The sequence below is a fragment of the Thalassolituus sp. UBA3500 genome, from assembly GCF_002377545.1.
Taxonomy (GTDB): Bacteria; Pseudomonadota; Gammaproteobacteria; order Pseudomonadales; family Oceanobacteraceae; genus Thalassolituus.
Map to the genome: position 1 here is coordinate 142,591 of NZ_DFQB01000001.1, position 20,108 is coordinate 162,698.

Annotated in this window: 19 protein-coding genes; 8 read left to right on the forward strand and 11 right to left on the reverse strand. The window is 52.2% G+C overall.

Translation table 11 applies throughout. The annotated features are described in order from the left end of the window. Window positions 1–117: 117 nt before the first annotated feature. The 10 genes from gcvH to bioF all read right to left on the reverse strand — a co-directional run bounded on the left by gcvH (window position 118) and on the right by bioF (window position 10,195). Window positions 118–501 carry a glycine cleavage system protein GcvH gene (gcvH, locus tag B2R29_RS00660; RefSeq protein WP_068435266.1) on the reverse strand — a complete coding sequence of 128 codons (384 nt, stop codon included), beginning with the start codon at window positions 499–501 and terminating at the stop codon, window positions 118–120. Window positions 502–534: 33 nt separating this feature from the next. Further along, window positions 535–1,614 (reverse strand): glycine cleavage system aminomethyltransferase GcvT, encoded by a 1,080-nt coding sequence (gene gcvT / locus B2R29_RS00665; RefSeq protein ID WP_301179328.1) that lies wholly within the window; start codon window positions 1,612–1,614, stop codon window positions 535–537. A gap of 148 nt (window positions 1,615–1,762) precedes the next feature. Then, window positions 1,763–2,815 (reverse strand): helix-turn-helix transcriptional regulator, encoded by a 1,053-nt coding sequence (locus B2R29_RS00670; protein WP_301179329.1) that lies wholly within the window; start codon window positions 2,813–2,815, stop codon window positions 1,763–1,765. A gap of 207 nt (window positions 2,816–3,022) precedes the next feature. After that, a complete protein-coding gene (locus tag B2R29_RS00675) occupies window positions 3,023–4,855 on the reverse strand; it encodes a cation:proton antiporter (RefSeq protein ID WP_301179330.1) in 1,833 nt (610 codons plus the stop codon). A gap of 81 nt (window positions 4,856–4,936) precedes the next feature. Continuing rightward, window positions 4,937–5,710 carry an energy transducer TonB family protein gene (locus B2R29_RS00680; protein WP_301179331.1) on the reverse strand — a complete coding sequence of 258 codons (774 nt, stop codon included), beginning with the start codon at window positions 5,708–5,710 and terminating at the stop codon, window positions 4,937–4,939. Continuing rightward, window positions 5,707–6,711, reverse strand: a complete 1,005-nt coding sequence (locus B2R29_RS00685) for a cyclic nucleotide-binding domain-containing protein (RefSeq protein ID WP_301179332.1) — start codon at window positions 6,709–6,711, stop codon at window positions 5,707–5,709. Before B2R29_RS00685 ends, B2R29_RS00680 begins: the two co-directional genes overlap by 4 nt. Window positions 6,712–6,784: 73 nt before the next feature. Beyond that, on the reverse strand, window positions 6,785–7,483 hold the full coding sequence (gene bioD / locus B2R29_RS00690) for a dethiobiotin synthase (protein ID WP_301179333.1): 699 nt from the start codon (window positions 7,481–7,483) through the stop codon (window positions 6,785–6,787). Then, window positions 7,480–8,286, reverse strand: a complete 807-nt coding sequence (locus B2R29_RS00695) for a methyltransferase domain-containing protein (protein ID WP_301179334.1) — start codon at window positions 8,284–8,286, stop codon at window positions 7,480–7,482. Before B2R29_RS00695 ends, bioD begins: the two co-directional genes overlap by 4 nt. After that, window positions 8,283–9,038, reverse strand: a complete 756-nt coding sequence (locus B2R29_RS00700) for an alpha/beta fold hydrolase (RefSeq protein WP_301179335.1) — start codon at window positions 9,036–9,038, stop codon at window positions 8,283–8,285. Before B2R29_RS00700 ends, B2R29_RS00695 begins: the two co-directional genes overlap by 4 nt. Beyond that, window positions 9,035–10,195 (reverse strand): 8-amino-7-oxononanoate synthase, encoded by a 1,161-nt coding sequence (gene bioF, locus B2R29_RS00705; protein WP_301179336.1) that lies wholly within the window; start codon window positions 10,193–10,195, stop codon window positions 9,035–9,037. Before bioF ends, B2R29_RS00700 begins: the two co-directional genes overlap by 4 nt. Window positions 10,196–10,338: 143 nt before the next feature. On the opposite strand from bioF, the gene bioA reads away from it, so the two are divergent. Further along, complete coding sequence (bioA, locus tag B2R29_RS00710; protein ID WP_301179337.1) at window positions 10,339–11,637, forward strand: adenosylmethionine--8-amino-7-oxononanoate transaminase; 1,299 nt, start codon at window positions 10,339–10,341, stop codon at window positions 11,635–11,637. Window positions 11,638–11,673: 36 nt separating this feature from the next. Here the strand turns inward: bioA and B2R29_RS00715 are convergent, their stop codons facing one another. Next, window positions 11,674–12,360 carry a DUF502 domain-containing protein gene (locus B2R29_RS00715; protein ID WP_301179338.1) on the reverse strand — a complete coding sequence of 229 codons (687 nt, stop codon included), beginning with the start codon at window positions 12,358–12,360 and terminating at the stop codon, window positions 11,674–11,676. A gap of 467 nt (window positions 12,361–12,827) precedes the next feature. Here B2R29_RS00715 and mraZ point away from each other — a divergent pair, with 467 nt between their 5' ends. From mraZ to mraY, 7 genes are read left to right on the forward strand one after another with little or no spacing between them, the layout of a single operon-like run. After that, on the forward strand, window positions 12,828–13,283 hold the full coding sequence (gene mraZ / locus B2R29_RS00720) for a division/cell wall cluster transcriptional repressor MraZ (RefSeq protein WP_076513608.1): 456 nt from the start codon (window positions 12,828–12,830) through the stop codon (window positions 13,281–13,283). A gap of 2 nt (window positions 13,284–13,285) precedes the next feature. Continuing rightward, the gene (rsmH, locus tag B2R29_RS00725) at window positions 13,286–14,218 is read left to right on the forward strand and encodes a 16S rRNA (cytosine(1402)-N(4))-methyltransferase RsmH (RefSeq protein WP_301179474.1); all 933 of its coding nucleotides are present in this window, start codon (window positions 13,286–13,288) and stop codon (window positions 14,216–14,218) included. Continuing rightward, window positions 14,215–14,466 (forward strand): cell division protein FtsL, encoded by a 252-nt coding sequence (gene ftsL, locus B2R29_RS00730; RefSeq protein ID WP_301179339.1) that lies wholly within the window; start codon window positions 14,215–14,217, stop codon window positions 14,464–14,466. The genes rsmH and ftsL overlap by 4 nt, the downstream gene beginning before the upstream one ends. Beyond that, entirely contained in the window at window positions 14,466–16,184 is a 1,719-nt protein-coding gene (locus tag B2R29_RS00735) for a peptidoglycan D,D-transpeptidase FtsI family protein (RefSeq protein WP_301179340.1), read from the forward strand. The genes ftsL and B2R29_RS00735 overlap by 1 nt, the downstream gene beginning before the upstream one ends. Beyond that, window positions 16,181–17,653 carry a UDP-N-acetylmuramoyl-L-alanyl-D-glutamate--2,6-diaminopimelate ligase gene (locus tag B2R29_RS00740; RefSeq protein ID WP_301179341.1) on the forward strand — a complete coding sequence of 491 codons (1,473 nt, stop codon included), beginning with the start codon at window positions 16,181–16,183 and terminating at the stop codon, window positions 17,651–17,653. The genes B2R29_RS00735 and B2R29_RS00740 overlap by 4 nt, the downstream gene beginning before the upstream one ends. Continuing rightward, window positions 17,643–19,004: a UDP-N-acetylmuramoyl-tripeptide--D-alanyl-D-alanine ligase gene (locus B2R29_RS00745; protein ID WP_301179342.1), complete on the forward strand. Its 1,362-nt coding sequence runs from the start codon at window positions 17,643–17,645 to the stop codon at window positions 19,002–19,004. The genes B2R29_RS00740 and B2R29_RS00745 overlap by 11 nt, the downstream gene beginning before the upstream one ends. A gap of 2 nt (window positions 19,005–19,006) precedes the next feature. After that, window positions 19,007–20,089, forward strand: a complete 1,083-nt coding sequence (gene mraY, locus B2R29_RS00750) for a phospho-N-acetylmuramoyl-pentapeptide-transferase (RefSeq protein ID WP_301179343.1) — start codon at window positions 19,007–19,009, stop codon at window positions 20,087–20,089. The last annotated feature ends 19 nt before the right edge of the window (window positions 20,090–20,108 follow it).

Here is a 20,108-nt window from a genome sequence, read left to right on the forward strand (position 1 = left end):
TTGAACCTGAATGTAAAAGTATCGGCTATATGGGCTGGTGCCCACGCTAAGTAAGAATGTAAAACGACAACGCAGAGGAGGCCTCTGCGTTGTTTCAAGCGGGGTCAGAGTAACGTATTACTCACACGCAGCAGCGTAACCGTCCGCATCAAGGAGCTTGTCCAGATCCGCAGCATCCGCCAGTTCCATTTTAAAGAACCATGCATCTCCGTACGGGTCTTCGTTTACTTTTTCCGGAGCATCGGCAAGATCATCGTTCACAGCGATGATTTTCCCTGCGAGTGGGGCGTAAATATCGGACGCTGCTTTTACTGACTCAACCACGGCAATGTCCTGATCTGCAGTAACTTCGCTATCTACCTCGGGAAGCTCTACGAAAACGACATCGCCCAGCTGGTCTTGTGCGAAGTCGGTAATGCCAACCGTCACAGTGCCGTCGCTTTCAAGGCGGATCCATTCGTGGGAGGCAACGTATTTCAGGTCTGCAGGAATGTTGCTCATGGGGTTTCTCCAGTTAAAAATTAACGATTAATCTCAAAATTGTTTTTGGCCGTTACGAACGAACGGGAGCTTGATCACACGAACGTCGGTCAGCTTGCCGCGCAGGTCGACCTGGGCGGTATCACCGGTGGTTGCCGGTACCCGGGCAATCGCAATGGAATACTGCAACGTCGGGGAAAAGGTGCCTGAAGTCACTTCGCCTTCACCTGTGCCATCGACAACAACTTTCTGATGCGAGCGCATCACTCCACGGGTTTCCAGAACGAGGCCGACCTGCTTCATGGCGATACCGGATGCTCTTTCTGTTTCGAGTGCTGCGCGGCCGATAAAGTCTCGATCAGAGGGCTCCCAGGCGACTGTCCAGCCCATCCCTGCGATCAGCGGGCTGACGGATTCATCCATATCGTTGCCGTACAGGTTCATGCCGGCTTCGAGACGCAATGTGTCGCGAGCGCCAAGACCGCAAGGTTGGACACCCGCTTCGCTCAGCTGCTGCCAGAAATCGGCGGCGTCGTCTTTCGGGATCATGATTTCGAGGCCGTCTTCACCGGTATAGCCTGTGCGTGCATAAAACCAGCCGTGCTGTGCCAGGCCCTGGAATATCTTCAGGCTGTCGATCAGGTCGGCGGCTTCTGGGCGTACTTTTTGAACCATGCCTCGTGCTTCGGGCCCTTGAACTGCGATCATAGCCATTTCAGGGCGTTCGGTGAGGCTGATGTCGAAGCCCTTGGTATGGGCAGTCATCCACTCGAGATCTTTCTCACGGGTGGCACAATTCACAACAGTGCGATACCAGCCTTCCATGCGATAGACGATCAGGTCGTCGATCACACCGCCATCGTTGTTCAGCATGCCGGTGTAGAGTGCTTTACCAGTTTCCTGCAGCTTATCAACATCGTTGGCCAGAAGCTTTTGAAGGTAGGCTTTGGCGTCAGGGCCCCGCACGTCAACGATGGTCATGTGTGAAACGTCGAACATGCCGGCTGCCTCACGCACGGCATTATGCTCCTGAATCTGGGAGCCATAATGGATGGGCATATCCCAGCCACCGAAGTCTACGATTTTGCCGCCCGCGTCCAGATGGCAATCATACAAAGGGGTTTTCTTACCCATGTCAGATCCTGATACGTTTGGACGCAGGGCGCCCTGAGTTCGGTTGACGACCAAGGTCAACGAAAAGTCGGCAATTATAGCGCTTTAAGGGGCGTGGTTCACACAAAAATGCGATTGCGGCACGGGAGTGCCGCATTCTGGGGAGGTATCAGTTAGCGTTGGTGCGGTTATCCGGCACTGGCATGCCTTGTTTCGCATGGGTCGGCGAGAATCCGCACCATTTCTTATACGCCTTAGAGAAGTTCGCAACGCTCGAGTACCCCAGGAGTTCTGCGACCTGGCTGACGTTATACATCCGGCGGCTGAGCCAGAAGCTGGCTTGCACAAGGCGCATATCAGCGAGCAGTTGCTGGTAGTGGGTTCCGGCCTCCTGCAGACGGCGTTTGCAGGTACGTTCAGTCAGACCGAGCTTCTGCGACAATTCATTCAGCGTTGGCGGATTAGCAAGGTCATTGCGAAGCAGGTTGGACGCTTTCTGGGCAACAAGATGCGCCGGACGCAGTACGCCCTGCGGCTGGAAGTTGGCCGTGCGGATAACCAGTGCCTGGGTCAGAAACTGTGAAGGTAAGCGTACAGTGAAGTATGGCGCACCGAAGGTCACCTTCATCGGTGCGTACTTAGCATACTCCTCAATATGTTCCGGCTCTGAATACGGAAGAAAAACCGACAGCTGGTCAGTAAGGCCCTGAAGCAGGTTACTACCTACGGTATAGCCGAACGCAAGCAGGAGTTCAGAAAGCTCTGCGGAAGGAACGCGGGTTGGATCCTGCTTCCAGAAGAATTCGCAGTGACTGACCTGTCCATCATCAAGAATATGCAGGTCGAACGGACGTTCGGTCGTGCTGATCTGAGCGCACATTGACTGGAACAGCTCAAGCAGATTGCCAGCGGTTACCTGGTTCTGCATCGCCATAATCTGGCCGTACTCCAGGTAAACTTCGGGCAGCTTCGATGACAATTCGCTGTCGCTTAAAGTCTTGAGTACCTGCAGAAGTGCGGGCGTACTGCTCTGGAGTCCTTCTCCAGCTGCAGAAAGTTTTGGGGCTGACTTACGCAATTCCTTCTGTGGCATCAACCTTCGCAGGGCCTGTAGGGTCTCTGCGTGTGGTTTTAACGAATACATCTGGAGAATATCTACTACTTTGTTATTAGTGGTGAGTAGCGCCAGAGTGCGCGCAGGTGTCCCGTGGCACAATGTCATTTTACGCAACATGCCCCTCGAAGAATGGCGCAATATGACTTCGTGTGCCGGTGAGGTCAGAAACTACGGGGCTTACCAATATCCTTATCAGTAAGCATTTAGATTTATAAATAGTGGTAAAAATGCGCCAATATTAAATTCTGATGCAAAATGACCTGGTGTGTCATTTTGAGTCAGGGCGTGATCTGGCCCCTCTGGCAAGAAGGATTAACTCGTCCTTGAAACCCCTTGATCATTGGCAGCAACCAAGGCAGGTGTGAAAAGACTGATGACTTTCCAGTCATTTTTGGGTTCAAAAGTACCATCAACTTTGCTGGTTAAAACCTTGCCTTCTGGTGTAATAGCGAATAAGGGAATGGCGTCTTTGCCGTTCTGCTGTTGAAAATCATTCCACGTAAATTCGTTGCTTAGTCGGGTGGAGTGCAGCTCGGCACCCTGCGCCAGCATGCTGGAGAACTTACTGTAGGTCAGGTTCTTGCTGAACAGATATTGGCCGCGGTGCTCTTCGCCGTCGATATGCATTTCAGACAGGCGAGCATCAACAGATGTCCGCAGCGCGTAAATGTTGTGCTGGCCAAACTCGTTGCCAAATCTCATCCCAGCGACTGTGTTGATGCTGCGTTCCGGGGATAAACCGAGGAGCTTACCGAGGCCAACCAGGTCAAGTCGTTGCTCTGCATATTCAGATACAGGGTTTCCGTAAAACGTGCGGAGTCCATCCATGCGCGCAGCGCGGATGTTATCCCAGTTTGAATCTGTGAGAAGTACATCCACTTTGTTCTTCCTGAGTTCAAGGGCGATGGTGCGTGCGATGTTATTCGCGCCTACGATAAGAAAACCATTCGGGGGTGGCTCTGCGACTCCCAACCAGCGAGCCATCATGCGCGAGGTTGCGCTCTGGAGCACGACGGTTCCAAAGATAACGGAAAAGGTAAGGGGGACAAGAATGGCAGCGTCTGCTTCACCTGACTGCTCCAGCTTGATGGCAAACAGTGCAGAGACCGCGGCGGCAACAATGCCTCGTGGAGCAATCCACGACAACAGAGACTTCTCCTGCCAGCTGAGTGTGCTGCCGATAGCAGAAACCCACACCGAAAGAGGCCTTGCGATGAATTGCATAATGGCGAGCAGGGCGAAGGGCATCCATCCAAGCGCGATCAGGTCATCCAGTGTCAGGCGTGCTGCCAGGATGATAAAAAGCCCCGAAATAAGAAGAACCGTAAGGTGTTCCTTAAAGTTAAGAATTTCACTGATGCGGATATCTTTCTGATTCGCTAGCCACATCCCCATCAGGGTCACCGCCAGCAGGCCAGACTCATGAGCAAGCATATTAGCAACACTGAAGCTGACGAATACCATTGAAAGAGTGGCCATGTTCTCAAGGTACTCCGGAACCCAGCGACGTTTCAGGATAAACCCGAGTATCCATCCTGCTGCGAGGCCGAGCACAGTTCCAGATGCTATGATTTCAACAAAGGCGAGCATGCCGCTGAGAGCCCCCTGCGCCTGCCCCTGGGCGACGATGAACTCATACACGACCACCACTAGCAGCGCCCCAAGAGGGTCAATCAGTATGCCCTCCCAACGTAGAATGTTACCGACATCAGCGTTTGGCCGGACAGTACGCAACATAGGTACGATGACGGTCGGACCGGTAACAACGGTCAGTGCACCAAAAAGGATGCTGAGCTCCCAGCTCAATCCGAACAGGTAGTGAGTAGCAACCGCCACGACCGCCCAGGTGATAGCGGCCCCGATAGTAATCAGCCGTTGAACGACCCCTTTTTGCGATCGTATTTCTTTCAGGTCGAGAGTCAGGCTACCTTCAAAGAGAATAATGGCGACGGCCAGAGAGATCAGAGGAAACAGCAAGTCTCCGAACAGGGCGTCAGGATTGAACTGCTGGGTGACTGGGCCGATCAGCAGGCCCGATGCCAGTAAAAACAGAATAGCGGGTAATTTAACGCGCCAGGCCAGCCATTGGCTGGCGAATGAAATCAGACCAATAAATGCAAACGCAATGATGCCACTATCGAACACGGTGATTCCTTTATATGAAGCGGTGAGAGCGGTTGATTGTAGCGGTGTGCTCTAACCCTGTACAACGCTTATACGTGGGCCTCAGTCGCTCAGGCGCAGAGTCGGCCTGAACAGGTAGGGTTGTTTGAGGTCTGTGGGTACAGCAGGAACAGGGCTGGTGGCCAGAATCGCGCGTCGCGCCCATTCGTCGGTCGCTGGATTGCCACTACTGACAATAACGTCAACGGCAGTGATGACGGCGCCGTACTTAATGGTGATCTGTAAACGAACATTGCCCTGAATGCCATCAGGATGCGCGGGCAGCTTCTGATTCAGGTGCGCCATAAGGCGTTCGTAGTATTTCTGTTCAACCGGGTCACTGAAGCGCTGATCATCGCCAGCAAATCTGGCCTCTGTTGCGCTGGATGAGGTTGCGGTAGGGGTGGCAGGTTTTTCAGCGGCGGGCACTGGTTCGGGCGGTTTTGGGCGTTGAGGGGCTTTTACCTGTGTGGGACGTTCAGGTGTGTCCGGCTTCTGGTTTTTTTCAGTTTTTGCTGTGGTTGTTATTTGTTCTGGCGTCGTCGTTGAGCTGGTTGTGGCTGCTTCGCTGACAGGCTCAGCCTCTTTAACGGGGTCTGGCCTCGGTGGCGTCGATAAGGGGTTGCTCGGTGTCGATCGCTCACCACGTTGGTCTTCTTTGTTAGCCCGTTCTGGGGTTTCTGTTTTCAGGGTGGCGAGAATGACCCGAGTGGCTTGCTCGTTTGTTTGCAGGCCGAGATCGGGCAAGAATATCAGATGCAGGCCCAGTGACAGTGACAGTGCCAGCCAGAACCTGCGGCGCGCCCAGAGTGACTTGGCGGAGTGGTGGCTGCTCATGCCAGTACGCGAGCGTCGAATCCAGCTTCTGAGAGAATGTACGCTGCAGCTTCAGCGCGCCCACCACCTGTTGTGACGTAGATAAAATCCCGTTCGAGAGACTTCAGCGTCTCGCGGAGTCTGGACAACGGTACGTTTCGAGCTCGGATAACCGGAGCTGCGCTGGCTTCTTGGGTGTGCCTGACATCAAGGATAATAACACCGGTGTCAGCCTCATCAATCAGGGTGTCGAGTTCACTCTCCCGGATATAGCTGAGTACAGGCTTTTTCAGCAAGGGGTCAAAGTCTTCTTTTGAGAGCCGGGCCAGGGTTCCTGATGAGGTCATGGTCACGCTGGCGTTGCGTGGCAGTTCGCTTACCAAGGCATCTTCGCCAAACAGATCGCCGGGCCCCAGGGCGGCAAGCGTCTCTTCTTCCTGATCCGCTTTGCGCGTCACCAGTGCACCGCCGGTCTTGATCACGTAGCAGTGCTCACCAATTTCGCCTTCACGGATCACAACATCGCCCAGCGATGCGGGTAACTCTTCAAAACGTGACAGCAGCTTCTGGATATTGGCGGGTGGGATTCGGGTAAACAGATCTGAAGTAATCAGTCGTTCCAGCCAGTCACTCTCTTCGTCGTGTTGACTGCGACTTTCTGATTGGCGAAATTCCGACCAGGTTGAAATCAGTTCAAGATAGGCACGCTTGACAGATACCAGCTGGCAGGGGGTCCGGGTAATGCCCGTATACCGATGAACAACGTGCGTGTTGTCCAATGCCATAAAATTCTCGTCGCTGTCAGCATCTATGCCGTTGATATTGAAGTCATCGTCAGCAAGGTCGATGCCGCCACTGAGCAGAAAGTGACATTCGTCGTCGCTCTGGCCACGCTTAAACAGGATTTTTCTCGCGGAAAGCGTATGCTCGCGAAAGTGGGGCGTCAGTTCTTCGATGATGTCTTCGGACCATTCATCGAAGGGGATAAAGTGCTGCAGTTTTTTACTGAGCGGCGTTTCCATGAATTCTCAGTCGATTGTCTCTTAGATATCTTCAAACTATAGCAAGGAGCCGTACCTTCGTCACTGAAACCGGTCAATCCGGCCAGTGCAGGCAGTCCGACACCTGTTTCAGGGAATCTTCATCGAAAGGGTCGATGGATGCTATATGAGGGACTGTTCCCAGGCTTTGAATATCACGCTGATTAAACCATTGAGTCAGATAACGTAGATTATCCTGCTGGGCCTCCATGTCTGGATCGACAGAATTTGCGACCCAGCCTGCAACCGTCAGCCCGCGTTGCTGGATCGCCTCAACCGTCAGGCAGGCGTGGTTAATGCAACCCAGTTTAAGACCAATGACGAGTATGACTGGCAAATCGAGGGTAGCTGTAAAGTCGGCGAGAGTTTCTTTGTCATTCAATGGAACCAGCCAGCCACCGGCGCCTTCGATGAGTTGGTAGTCGGCGGTCTGTATTAGCCCGTTCTCACACGATTCGATCAGCGAGCTGCATGTCAGGCTCAGGCCCGCTTCTTGTGCCGCAATATGGGGGGCGATGGCTGGCTTCAGTGTGATGGGGTTGTGGACCTCATACCCAAGGTTGCCTGATGAGTACTTCTGATGAAGCAGGGCGTCGCGATTTCTGAGTCCTACTTCGGTAACGTCGGAGCCTGAAGCAATGGGCTTCAGGCCGAAGCTGGTATGTCCGTCGAGAACAGCACGCTGCAGCAGTGCTGCGCTGATCAGTGTTTTACCAGCGTCTGTATCGGTACCTGTCAGAAAGTAGCGTTTCATGGTTTTGGCTCAGTGGGGTGTTCTGGGTGTACAAGGGCATAGATCCAGAGCACTTCGTAGCTCAGTGGATAGGCGGTTTGTCCCATATGTAGGGTGGTTGGATAGTGCCTGCTCAGTGCCTCAATGGCTGCGCGGCCACCCAGGCCAGCCCGGCGGCCTGCATTCACATTGGTGGCGCCAATGGCTTTCAGGCTGCGTAGCAGGTCAGGTACAGAATCGTAGTACTCGGTCAGGCAGTCCTGCTCAAAAACAACGTCTGTGAAACCAGCCTGCGTTAACGCATGGTTCAGGCGTTTTGGGGTTTCGAATTCATTCACATGAGGGCGATCATCAATCGCTTCCCAGGCTTGCTGTAGCTCTCTTTGAGTGCCCGGGAGCAAGGTTGCTATGGCAATGCGGCTCCCCGGTTTCATGACTCGCCGCCACTCTTTGAGTGTTTCTTCCGGTGCTTCGCTCCATTGCAGCATCAGGCTTGAGATCAGGCCGTCTGCCGAGCAGTCGGGTAGAGGAAGGTCGTCTGCATCGGCAAGCAACAGATCAGTCTGAGGATCTGCGTGACTGACAGCGGCTTCCAGCATGCCTTCGGCGAGGTCGATTCCGGTAACCCGGTTGGCACCTTTTAAGCGCAGGTGCGGTAACGCGACGCCGGTACCACAGCCGATATCGAGCCAGTGTCCTGACAGTGCAGGCAGTTGATTGAGCAATGCCGTGACAGCGCGTTGCTGAATGCTGGCGGCACGATCATAAGTCTGAGCAGCACGACTGAAATGCTGCGCGACCTGACGTTTATCGCGGCCCGTCATTGCATTTCCTCTCGTTTGGCTGATTCATGCTGTAGCTGCTCTGCCAACTGATGCAGCCTTTCCAGCAAGTGATGCTTGCCTTCTGTCGTAAGAAAGAAGGTATGGCTCTCTCCCGGGCTTAGTTCAGCGGGGGGCATATGAGAAGGCTTAAGCGCATCTGCGTGACCGTACAAATGCAGGCTCCGGAGTGAGGGAAGCAGATCTTCGTATCTTAGCCACTCAAGTGTGTGGTTAAGCTCGCTCCGAACGGGGTGTTGGCTGCTCTTTAACTGCTTCATCAGTGAACGTGCTTCAGAGCTGCCCTGTGCACACAGGCCCGTAAAACGTTTCAGTGTTGTCTCTGCGTTCGAAGTTAAAGACTGAGAAAATGCCTCAAAGTCTTCTGTCGGCATACCGTTGCCCGTCTTATCGGAAAGAAAACGCTGCCCTGTTGCCAACGTGACCAGGAAGTGATTTCGAGGGGCGGGGGTTGCAGAGAAGGCTTTGGCTGCCAGTGCGCCGCCTAATGACCAGCCAATCCAGATTGCCGGTAAATTTACGCCGTCACCCGTACCGGGGGCTGTCGCCGCCAGGCTCGCTGCCGCAGTTTCAAAACTGACGGCGCAATTGAGGTAGTCGGCAGCCCAATGGTGGCCCGGCAGCTCGTCATAGAAAGTTTCAAATACATCTGCGCTGAAGCTCCAGCCCGGTAGCCATAACCAGTTCAGGTCGCTGCCCGGAGTGGTCCGGATTTTTTGCCAGGGTGACGTCATTGAACATCCCCTGTGAATGCGGATTCCAGAGCGGTAAGCAGAGTCGCGATATCTTCGGCGGTATGAGCAGCTGTCAGGGTGACGCGTAACCGCGCTTCACCTTGTGGGACGGTGGGCGGACGTATCGCTGATATCCAGATGCCCTGTTGCTTTAGGCTGTCACTGATTCGTAGTGCACGATCGCTGCTTCCTGTCAGAAGTGGTTGTACAGGGCTTTCAGAGTCCATCAGAGGGAGTCCGCGTGCTTCGGCGCCACTGCGAAACAGCTTGATACGATCGGTCAGAGCCTCTCGCAGCTTGTTGTCTCTGGCGCGCTCGAGGTTCCCAAGCATCGCTTGTGCGACGGCTGGAGGCATTGCTGTGGTGTAAATATAGGAGCGCGAAAATTGAATCAGGTACTCAATAAGATCATCACTGCCGGCAACGAAGGCTCCATATCCCCCCAGTGCCTTACCCAATGTTCCTATATAAACAGGTAAGGCCTCTTGCGGCAGGTCGAAGTGCTCTCTGACGCCATGGCCATTCTTGCCTAGAACGCCGATCCCGTGCGCATCATCAATCATCAGCAGTGCGTCATGGTGCTGACTGATTTCGGCGAGCCTGGCGACGTCTGCCAGGTCGCCATCCATGCTGAAAATACTGTCGCTGACGACTAAACAATCGCCCGAGGTAGCTGACAGTAAATCATCCAGTTGCTGGTAGTCGCAGTGGCGGTAGCGGGTCATTTTTGCGCGACTTAGCTGAGCGCCGTCCAGCAGTGAGGCGTGGTTCAGTTTGTCCTGAAAGATAAAGTCGCCGCGCTGTGCCAACGCACTGATCACGCCAACATTAGCCATGTAGCCGGTTGAGAACAGTAAAGCCCTGGGGTATCCGGTGAATTCAGCCAGTGCTTTTTCAAGATCATGATGTGCACGGGTGTGCCCACAAACAAGGTGAGAAGCACCGCTACCGAATTGCCAGTCCTGTGCCGCGCGAGCGAGGTCGTCGCCACCGGTGTTGGCCAGGCCGAGATAATCGTTGCTGCAGAAGTTCAATAACTGGGCGTTGCCACAGGATACGTGGGTGCTTTGCGGAGAGTGCAGCGTCTGCCGTTGGCGCAACAGGTGATTTTGTTTTCTTTGCTGAAGAGCAGACGAAAAACGGTCTTGCCAACTCATAGATAACTCCGCAAGTAAGTGTCGGTATCTTATTCTGTCGTAATCAGTGGTCAACTACGGAGCAGTACTCTGGTTTACAGGTGGCATAAAACTGCGTCATCCTAAGGCCTGACGGGAGTACAGCCAGAATCTCAGGAGCACACATGTCCACCCATTTTATCCAGCCTGACCTTAATTATGATCGTGAGCATGTCTGGCATCCGTACAGCTCAATGACGGACCCTGGCCATACCTGGCCCGTAGTCAGTGCGTCGGGAGTGCGTCTGAAGCTGCAGGATGGGCGAGAGTTAATTGATGGTATGTCGAGCTGGTGGTGCACGGTTCATGGCTATAACCATCCTGTGCTGAATGCGGCGTTGAATGAACAGGCTGAACGAATGAGCCACGTTATGTTCGGTGGCCTAACCCATGGTCCGGCAATTGAGCTGGCAAGGCGCCTTGTTGCGCTGACGCCCGACGGACTGGAAAAAGTGTTCATTGCGGATTCCGGCTCAGTGTCTGTCGAGGTCGCGATCAAAATGGCCATTCAGTATCAGCATGCACGCGGCGAAACGACGCGCACGCGCTTGTTGGCGCTGGAGCGTGGATATCATGGCGATACGCTCGGCGCTATGTCGGTTTGTGATCCTAAGCGGGGGATGCACCATCTCTTCAGCGGTATTCTGCCTGAGCAGTTTTTCGTTCCTGCGCCTCAGACCCGTTTCGAAGAGGAATGGAATCCTGATGACATTGCACCTCTGAGAGAGTGTCTCGAAAAAAATCATAAGAGTATCGCGGCCTTAATTCTTGAGCCTGTTGTGCAGGGGGCGGGAGGAATGCGCTTTTATCATCCGGAGTATCTGCGTCAGGCACGCTCCTTGTGTGATGAATTTGGTGTTCTGCTGATTGCGGATGAAATCGCAACAGGGTTCGGACGATCCGGAAAGTTGTTTGCTTGCGAGTACGCCGGGATCAGCCCGGACATCATGTGCGTTGGGAAGGCGATTACTGGGGGGTATATGACCCTGGCGGCGACGTTGGCGACCACCGAGGTTGCAGAAACGATCAGTCGCGGTGAGGCAGGGTGCTTTATGCACGGGCCTACCTTTATGGCTAACCCTCTGGCCTGTCGTGTTGCTTGCGCCAGTCTCGACCTGCTGATGGAGAATAACTGGCAAAGGCAGGTCTCAGGAATTGAGCTAGGCCTGAAGCAGGGCCTGAGTCGTGCTTCTGAGCTTGAGGGCGTAGCTGATGTGCGTGTACTTGGTGCTATCGGTGTTATTGAGTTGAAGGACCCGGTTGACGTGAAGCGTCTCCAGCCAGCCTGTGTTGATCGCGGTATCTGGGTTCGCCCTTTTGCGCATAATTTTTACGTCATGCCACCTTACATCATGCGTGAGGGTGATCTTGCCTATCTGACCAGCAATATGGTGGGCGCATTGGCGCAGACTCTGGGCGAGTAGTACGTACACCGGGGCAATGCCCCGGTGGATGCCTGTTCAGACGTTGCCTGTCTGAGGTTCTTCTTTTTGTGGTTGTTCTGCTCTGCCAGAGGGTTGGCTGCTGTGGGGTTGATGATCATCGTGATGACGATGACGAGCCTGACTTTGCGAGATACCCGCAGTTACAGCAAAGCGCATAGCATCTTCCACCGACCAGTCGACGTAAGTCAGGCGGTCTTTCGGTAAAAATAGCGTGTATCCACCGACCATGTAGCTCATCGGCAGGTAAACGGGCAACAGGTTGTCTGCATGAGCACTTTCAGACACTTGCTCCGGAACGTGATCTGCGGTCACGAAGCCCACTAGCTGTCCAATACCTGGCATTTCGACCAGGACGACTTGTTGAGCTTTGGGCTTGTCGCCGTCAAACATGGCGGCGAAATCTTTCACTGCACCATACAGAGTTTTCACCAGTGGTAAGCGCAGGAAGGCGTCCTCGACATACTGATAAACCCAGTTGATGGGGTTCAACTGGAAGGCCAGCCCCACTGCGAGCAGAGTTACAAGCATCACAACAACCCCCATGCCTGGGAAAAGAACCAGATCGGGATGTAATAATTGGAGTGCACGGACGCCAAGGTCATTGAGCGATGTCAGGACAGACCATACCAACCAGACGGTAACCAAAAGAGGCAGTAACACCATCGACCCTTTGATAAAGGGTTTAAGCAGCAATTGTTTCATTGTAACCAGTACATTCCTTGGAAAGTCTGAGGAGTGTAAAACGTCTGCCCCCGCATTGTCCCTATGTTTCCGGCAACTCTGGCTGGTTTTTATCGGAATGGTGATCGCGGGCTTTGACCCGGCTTCTGTCAGGCCATTGCTGCTCTAAGAACTTAAGTTTGTTAGTGGTCACTCTCATATAATAAAATTGTCTAAAACTGCATGAGTAACCACTAACTTAACAAGTTACTTTAACTATCTGGCGCAGGTGGGGTACTTCGTTTGGGTTTTATTCCCCACTTCCTCCCACCCTTTCCCCCACCTCTGCTAAGTCCTTGTGTTTATTAAAAAAAATAGCTGATTTCACACCCCGCAAATGCTTGCAAAGGAGCAGTCTGATTCCTATAGTGTCTAATTGTGGAGAATAGTGGGTAATTGTGGGAAGTTAGTGATGTTAGTACTTACCCACATGTATTAAGGACGGACGCATGTTTCGCGGTTTAAACACGATCAATCTGGACGCCAAAGGGCGCCTGGCGATCCCGGCTAAGTTTCGGGAACGTCTGGCGGTGCTTTGTGGTGGCCATATGGTTGTGACGATCGATACCGAAGAGCGTTCTCTACTCATCTATCCCGTTAATGAATGGGAAGAAATCGAAGCGAAAATCACCTCCTTACCAACCTTTGATCCTCGCGCCCGCCGTATTCAGCGTTTGCTGGTGGGTCATGCTACCGATGTGGAAATCGATGGTAGTGGCCGGATTCTGTTGCCGGCTGCGCTGCGCGAATACGCCGGCCTTGAGAAAGAGACCGTTCTGATCGGTCAGGGTAAGAAGTTGGAGTTATGGAGTAAGGCGTCCTGGGAAGGTACCCGGGATGAATATCTGGAACAGGTGAATGATGAAAGTCAGCTGTCCGAACAAATAATGAGTATTTCCCTGTGACCATTTCTCCTGAGTTAGCACATACCACGGTTTTACTGAATGAGACGGTGGATGGATGCGTTATTGATCCGGACGGTGTGTATGTCGATGGCACATTTGGTCGCGGCGGACATAGCCGGCAGCTGCTGAGTAAGCTCGGGAATCAGGGGCGCCTGATTGGTTTTGATAAAGATCCCCGTGCCATTGAAAGTGGCAATGAGCTGGCAGCTGAAGATGCACGCTTTCAGATAGTGCAATCCAGCTTTGCAGATATGAGGTCTGCTCTCGCCAGTCTTGGTATCGAGAAAGTGAATGGCATTCTGTTGGATCTTGGGGTGTCGTCTCCTCAGCTGGACGATGCTGAGCGTGGATTCAGCTTTATGAAAGATGGCCCTCTCGATATGCGTATGAATCCGGACTCGGGCATCAGCGCTGCAGAGTGGGTGGCCACAACACCAGAATCAGAAATTGCCCGAGTGTTGAAAGAATACGGGGAAGAGCGTTTCGCGAGACGCATGGCAAGAGTGCTCGTTGAAAAGCGAAAAAATGAAGAAATCACCCGGACACTTCAGCTTGCAGAAATAATTAAACATGCGAACCCCGCGTGGGAGAAACATAAGCATCCTGCTACACGTGCGTTTCAGGCAATCAGAATCGCAGTGAATAACGAGCTGGGTGATCTGGAAAATGTACTGGCTGACAGTGTCGACCTTCTTTTGCCAGCTGGGCGTCTCTCGGTGATTAGCTTTCACTCGCTGGAAGATCGGATGGTCAAGCGCTTTATCCGCGCCCAGGAAAAAGGAAAAGATCTGCCGCCGGGGTTACCTGTTATGGAAGATCAGCTTGGCAAAACAATGAAAAAAATCGGCAAAGCAATCATGCCGACTAGAGCTGAGATTGATCGTAATCCACGTGCGCGCAGTGCTGTATTAAGAATTGCTGAGCGCTTGGCATGACATGGGGAAATTCAGTGCTTTGGGGAGCGGTGCTTATATCTGCAATATCGCAGTTGAGTGTTGTTACCTGGAATCGCGATTTGCTGCAGGTTTGGCAGAAAGCAGACGCTGACCGTCAAGCGCTGGCTGAAGAGCATAGTCGTCTTGTGCTCGAGAAAAGTACGCTTACGGCCCATGGACGAATAGACACTCTGGCGCGAAAGCGCCTAGGAATGAAAGAACCAGAAAATACACGGGTTTTCCGCTGATGGCACTTGAAGAAAATGAGTTGAAAGAAGGTATTCAACGCTGGCGCTTTGCGCTGGTGCTGGGTGCGTTTGCTCTTCTGCTTTTCGTCGTCGCTGCCCGTCTGGTGATGCTGCATACCGTCGAGCAACCCTTTCTGTTTGAACAAGGCGAAAAAAGAACCGTACGGAGTGAAGTACAGCCAGCTACCCGCGGCATGATTGTTGATCGCCACGGTGAGCCGCTGGCGGTCAGTACGCCGGTAACAACACTCTGGGTAAATCCTCAGCAAATAGACTCTTCTGAACTATCACTCGTTGCTCCGCTACTGGAATTGAACGGCGCAGAACTGAAACGTCGGGTTGATCGTGCGCAACGTCAGGGGCGCAGCTTTTATTATGTGAAACGTCAGGTTGAGCCTGAAATTGCTACCCAGGTGTTGAATAAAAAAATCGCTGGCTTGTACGGCGATACGGATTTTCGACGCTACTACCCAGCGGCAGAGGTTACTTCCCATACATTGGGCCTGGTAAATATTGATGGTAAGGGTCAGGAAGGGTTAGAGCTTGCATTTGACGATTATCTGTCAGGGAAAGCAGGCTCTCGCCAAGTCGTAAAAGACCTCTACGGTAACGTGATTAAGCAACTCGGTGTTAAAGCCGTTGCTGAACCCGGTAATGATCTTCAATTAACCATTGATCTGCGTCTGCAATATATCGCGTATCGTGAATTAAAAGCGGTAGTGCAGTCTCACCATGCGACCGCAGGCAGTGCTGTTATGCTGGATGCTAAGACAGGTGAGGTGCTGGCGCTCGTCAGTCAGCCTTCTTACAACCCAAATAACAGGGCTGATCTGAAGCCCGGAAATATGCGTAACCGTGCTGTTGCCGATCTTGTCGAGCCGGGTTCGACTATGAAGCCATTTACTGTCGCGGCTGCGATAGAAAGTGGTCGGTATTCTCCGGATACGATTGTTGATACTTCGCCAGGCTGGATAAGAGTCAAAAGGAAAGCGATTCGGGATCACCGTAATTATGGTGAGCTGGACCTGACAGGGATTATTACCAAATCGAGCAATGTGGGGGTATCGAAGTTAGCTCAGGACCTTGGGCCAGATTCGATGTGGCAATTTTTCGATCATGCAGGGCTGGGCCGCCCCGGCACATTGGGCTTCCCCGGAGAAGCAGTGGGTAGTATGCCCTACCCGGAACAAATGGATGACCTTCGTCTTTCGACCGTATCTTATGGATACGGTCTTTCCGTTTCTCCACTGCAGTTGGCTGAGTCCTATACCAGTTTCACAGATGGCTGTCGTGAGCACGTTTCACTCTTGATGTCGCAAGTAGGTCAGCAACCTTGTGAACGAGTTATGTCTGAGAAAACTGCACGACAGATTCTCGATATGTTAGGGACTGTCGTTGGTCCAAAAGGTACTGGTAAACGCGCAGCTGTCGATGGCTATCTGGTCGGTGGCAAAACCGGAACGGCTCACAAAGTTGGTCGCGGTGGTTATGAAGATTCTGAATACACCGCAGTGTTTGCGGGTATCGCGCCTATCTCTGATCCAGAGCTGGTTCTGGTGGTGATTGTTGATGAGCCTCAGGGTAAAGAATACTACGGTGGGGAAGTTGCGGCGCCGGTGTTCGCTCGGGTAATGGAGCAGGCTCTCCGATTACGTCAGGTGATTCCTGATGCTCCGGTTGAAAATGAATGGCTGCAAGTTGCCGGAGGTGCGAGATGAAGATCTCTGAAATGATCGCCGGTACAATGTTTATGCCTCCTGAGTGGGATCGTGAATTCAATCACATCCACTCTGATAGTCGTGATATTCAACCGGGCGACTTGTTTGTCGCTCGAAAAGGTCACGCTTCACATGGTCAGGAATTTATTTCTGCTGCGATTGATGCGGGTGCGGTTGCTGTGTTTTCTGAGAACGCCGAAATGTTCCGTTGTGAATCTGGAAATGTCCCGGTTTTTCCTGTCTCTGATCTGGAACAGCAGCTTCCAGTGTGGCTGCAGAACCGTTATCCGGGTTTTAAATCGTTGACACTGTATGGTGTGACAGGGACGAACGGTAAATCATCCGTGACTCAATTCATTGCACAGCTTGCAGCCGCTAGTGGAAAACGATGCGGTGTCGTTGGCACGCTGGGAAATGGTTTCTTCCCGGATTTTGAAGAAACAAAGAATACGACACCAGACATCTGTGTGGTTTACCGTTTGCTCGATCAGTTTTTCGAGGCAGGCGCAGACTCAGCAGCCCTGGAAGTTTCATCGCATGGTTTACATCAGGGCCGTGTCGCCGGATTGATTATTGACGTCGCTGTACTCACCAATATTACTCAGGATCATCTTGATTACCACGGCGACATGGCAAACTATTTTGCCGCAAAAGCTGCACTATTTGATAAAGATACAGCAAAATCAGCCGTTATAAATATCGATGACGAATACGGTGCCCGTCTTCTGAATATGCCGGATCTCTGCGATCACTATCTGACAATTTCATCCAGTAAGAATAATAAAGCGGATGTTTTGTTTAATAAAATTACTGCAACGAAAAGTGGTATGAAAGCCGAGCTACAGACTCCATGGGGAGCAGGCGATGTTTATTTGCCGCTGCTGGGTGAATTTAACGTTGCGAATCTGGCAGCTGCAGTGACGACGCTAGCTGTCACCGGCGAAAATTTTGATGATTTACTGGCTAAAGCTGAAACTCTGCAACCGGTCGCGGGTCGTATGGCGCTCTATACGAAACCCGGTGGCTGCAAGGCTGTGATTGATTTTGCGCACACGCCAGAAGCTATTCGTGTTGCGATAAACAGTTTGGCTCCGCTAAGTGATTCGATTTCACTTGTTTTTGGCTGTGGTGGTGACCGCGACCGGACTAAACGCACGCTTATGGCAAGTGCCGCAGCGTTAGCCGATAACGTGTGGCTGACAGACGATAACCCTCGTACTGAATCGGCAGAACAAATTTTTAATGACGTCTCTGACTCCCCGGATGCGTCGGATTTTACGTACATACATGACCGTGCTGCAGCAATTACTGCCGCTATTGAAGCAACACCTGAAGACGGTGTTCTTTTGATCGCAGGTAAAGGTCACGAGAATTATCAGGACATCATGGGTGTTAAGCATAAGTACAGCGATGAAGCAGTGTTGCTGTCATTAGGATATCAGCGTGCCGGAGGTGGTTATGCTTCGTAATCCTACTCTGGCTGAGATTGCAGAGATTACAGGTGGAGAGTTGCTTTGTGGGGATGCCGAGGCTATCTGTCTTGCGGTCTCTACGGATACGCGCACTATTCAGAAGGGAAGTTTATACGTTCCTTTAAAAGGTGAGCGTTTTGATGGGCACGACTTTGCCAATAGTGCTTATAATTCTGGCGCCTTGGCCATGCTTGTTGAGCGCGAGTTGAGCACTGAGCTGCCTCAGATAAAAGTAAAAAATACTCTGCGTGCACTGGCTGATATCGCAGCCTGGCATCGTGATCAGTTTACTGGCCACGTTGTCGCGGTGACCGGCAGTGCTGGAAAAACTACGGTTAAACAGCTGATGGGATCGGTGCTTAGTCAGCGCTACAAAACCTTAATTACGCAGGGCAATCTGAATAATCATATCGGTGCACCACTCACGTTGCTGTCACTTCAGCCAGAGCATGAAGCTGCCATGATTGAGTTGGGTGCCAGCGGCGTAGGAGAGATTGCCTATACCGCCAATCTGACGCGTCCTGACGTTGGAATCCTGACAAACGTCGTGCCTGCGCATCTCGAAGGGTTTGGCTCTGTAGATAATATTGCCTTAACGAAAGGTGAGCTTATTGATTCCGTAGCTCCTTCTGGCGCCATGATACTGAATGCCGATGATCGTTACTTCAGCCAATGGCAGGCGCGTGCTGCATCTCTGAAGATTATTTCTTTTGGCTTCAGTACTGAAGCGGATATTACCGCCACTGATATGCATGAGTCTCTGATGGGGAATAAATTCACTCTCAAGCTGCCTCAGGAATCAGTGCAGGTCTCACTGTCATTATCTGGTCTGCACAATGTTCGAAATGCGCTTGCTGTCGCTGCTGCAGCCACTCATCTTGGTTTTAGTGCCGCTGAAATTAAGGCAGGGCTTGAACAGGCGGCGGCTGTTGCTGGTCGGCTGGAACACTGCGAAGGCCGTGAGGGTCAGGTGATTTTTAACGATGCCTACAACGCTAATCCAGAATCATTTTGTGCTGCAATCGATGTGCTCAAACTGGCTGAGGGGCGCCGCATCCTTGTTATGGGCGATATGGGTGAGCTGGGTGATGCTGCAGAAGAGATGCATGCACAGGTAGGTGCCTATGCGAAAGAACAGAATATTGAATGTCTGGTCGCGACCGGCCCTTTGAGTAAGTCAGCGGTTGAGACGTTCGGCGATAGCGGACATTGGTTTGAAAGCCGACATGCCGTTACTGAATATTTAACAAAAACAACTAAAAACGGAGACACCTTATTGGTGAAGGGGTCCCGCAGCGCAGGAATGGACCTGGTTGTCCGTTCACTGACAGAAAAAGAGGAAGACTGACTATGTTGCTTTGGCTGGGTGAATGGCTCGCACAGTACCACTCTGGATTCGGTGTGGTGACTTATCTGACACTGAGGGCAATATTTTCAGTAGGTACTGCGTTGGCCGTTGCCTTGATATTGGGGCCGGTGGTTATCCGTAAATTGCGTGAATATCAGATTGGTCAGGCGATCCGTGAAGTGGGCCCTAAGTCGCACCTGAGTAAAGCCGGTACACCGACGATGGGCGGAGCCTTGATCCTCTTATCTATTGCGCTGAGTACGTTGCTTTGGGGTGATCTGGAGAATCGATACGTCTGGTTGGTTCTACTGGTCACTCTGGCATTCGGAGCGATCGGTTGGGTAGATGATTACCGTAAAGTTGTGGAGAAAAACTCTCGCGGTTTGCCTGGCCGTTGGAAGTATTTCTGGCAGTCTGTGCTGGCTCTGATTGCTGGCGCTTATCTTTTCTACAGTGCTCAGTCACCGCAGGAAACTCAACTGGTTGTACCATTCTTTAAAGATGTCATGCCGCAACTGGGTCTGATGTTTATCGTACTGACTTACTTCGTTGTTGTTGGTTCAAGTAACGCGGTCAACCTGACTGATGGTCTTGATGGGTTGGCCATTATGCCTACTGTAATGGTGGCGGCCGCACTGGGTGTATGTGCCTATCTCGCTGGTAATGTGAATTTTGCAGACTATCTGCACATTCCGTATATCGCTGACTCGGGTGAACTGGCCGTTTTCTGTGCCGCGATCGTAGGTGCGGGTATTGGGTTTCTCTGGTTTAACACCTATCCGGCTCAAGTATTTATGGGCGACGTAGGTTCCTTAGCTTTGGGAGCCGCATTGGGTATTGTCGCCGTTGTTATTCGTCAGGAAATCGTACTGTTTATCATGGGCGGTATTTTTGTCGCTGAAACGGTATCGGTCATTTTGCAGGTGGCATCTTTCAAATTAACGGGGCGTCGTATTTTCCGCATGGCTCCGCTGCACCATCACTTTGAACTTAAAGGCTGGCCTGAACCTCGCGTTATTGTGCGCTTTTGGATCATTACTATCATTCTGGTCCTGATCGGGCTAGCAACATTGAAAATTCGCTGATTGCGAAGGCAGTATCGAA

What these genes read in the sequence shown, in the direction of transcription:
- B2R29_RS00685 (WP_301179332.1), bottom strand. Translation starts at nt 6,711, where the DNA reads ATGGAAACGCCGCTCAGTAAAAAACTGCAGCACTTTATCCCCTTCGAT.
- mraY (WP_301179343.1), top strand. Translation starts at nt 19,007, where the DNA reads ATGTTGCTTTGGCTGGGTGAATGGCTCGCACAGTACCACTCTGGATTC.
- ftsL (WP_301179339.1), top strand. Translation starts at nt 14,215, where the DNA reads ATGACATGGGGAAATTCAGTGCTTTGGGGAGCGGTGCTTATATCTGCA.
- B2R29_RS00670 (WP_301179329.1), bottom strand. Translation starts at nt 2,815, where the DNA reads ATGACATTGTGCCACGGGACACCTGCGCGCACTCTGGCGCTACTCACC.
- bioA (WP_301179337.1), top strand. Translation starts at nt 10,339, where the DNA reads ATGTCCACCCATTTTATCCAGCCTGACCTTAATTATGATCGTGAGCAT.
- B2R29_RS00735 (WP_301179340.1), top strand. Translation starts at nt 14,466, where the DNA reads ATGGCACTTGAAGAAAATGAGTTGAAAGAAGGTATTCAACGCTGGCGC.
- gcvH (WP_068435266.1), bottom strand. Translation starts at nt 501, where the DNA reads ATGAGCAACATTCCTGCAGACCTGAAATACGTTGCCTCCCACGAATGG.
- bioD (WP_301179333.1), bottom strand. Translation starts at nt 7,483, where the DNA reads ATGAAACGCTACTTTCTGACAGGTACCGATACAGACGCTGGTAAAACA.
- B2R29_RS00680 (WP_301179331.1), bottom strand. Translation starts at nt 5,710, where the DNA reads ATGAGCAGCCACCACTCCGCCAAGTCACTCTGGGCGCGCCGCAGGTTC.
- B2R29_RS00745 (WP_301179342.1), top strand. Translation starts at nt 17,643, where the DNA reads ATGCTTCGTAATCCTACTCTGGCTGAGATTGCAGAGATTACAGGTGGA.
- B2R29_RS00740 (WP_301179341.1), top strand. Translation starts at nt 16,181, where the DNA reads ATGAAGATCTCTGAAATGATCGCCGGTACAATGTTTATGCCTCCTGAG.
- B2R29_RS00700 (WP_301179335.1), bottom strand. Translation starts at nt 9,038, where the DNA reads ATGACGTCACCCTGGCAAAAAATCCGGACCACTCCGGGCAGCGACCTG.
- B2R29_RS00695 (WP_301179334.1), bottom strand. Translation starts at nt 8,286, where the DNA reads ATGACGGGCCGCGATAAACGTCAGGTCGCGCAGCATTTCAGTCGTGCT.
- B2R29_RS00715 (WP_301179338.1), bottom strand. Translation starts at nt 12,360, where the DNA reads ATGAAACAATTGCTGCTTAAACCCTTTATCAAAGGGTCGATGGTGTTA.
- mraZ (WP_076513608.1), top strand. Translation starts at nt 12,828, where the DNA reads ATGTTTCGCGGTTTAAACACGATCAATCTGGACGCCAAAGGGCGCCTG.
- gcvT (WP_301179328.1), bottom strand. Translation starts at nt 1,614, where the DNA reads ATGGGTAAGAAAACCCCTTTGTATGATTGCCATCTGGACGCGGGCGGC.
- bioF (WP_301179336.1), bottom strand. Translation starts at nt 10,195, where the DNA reads ATGAGTTGGCAAGACCGTTTTTCGTCTGCTCTTCAGCAAAGAAAACAA.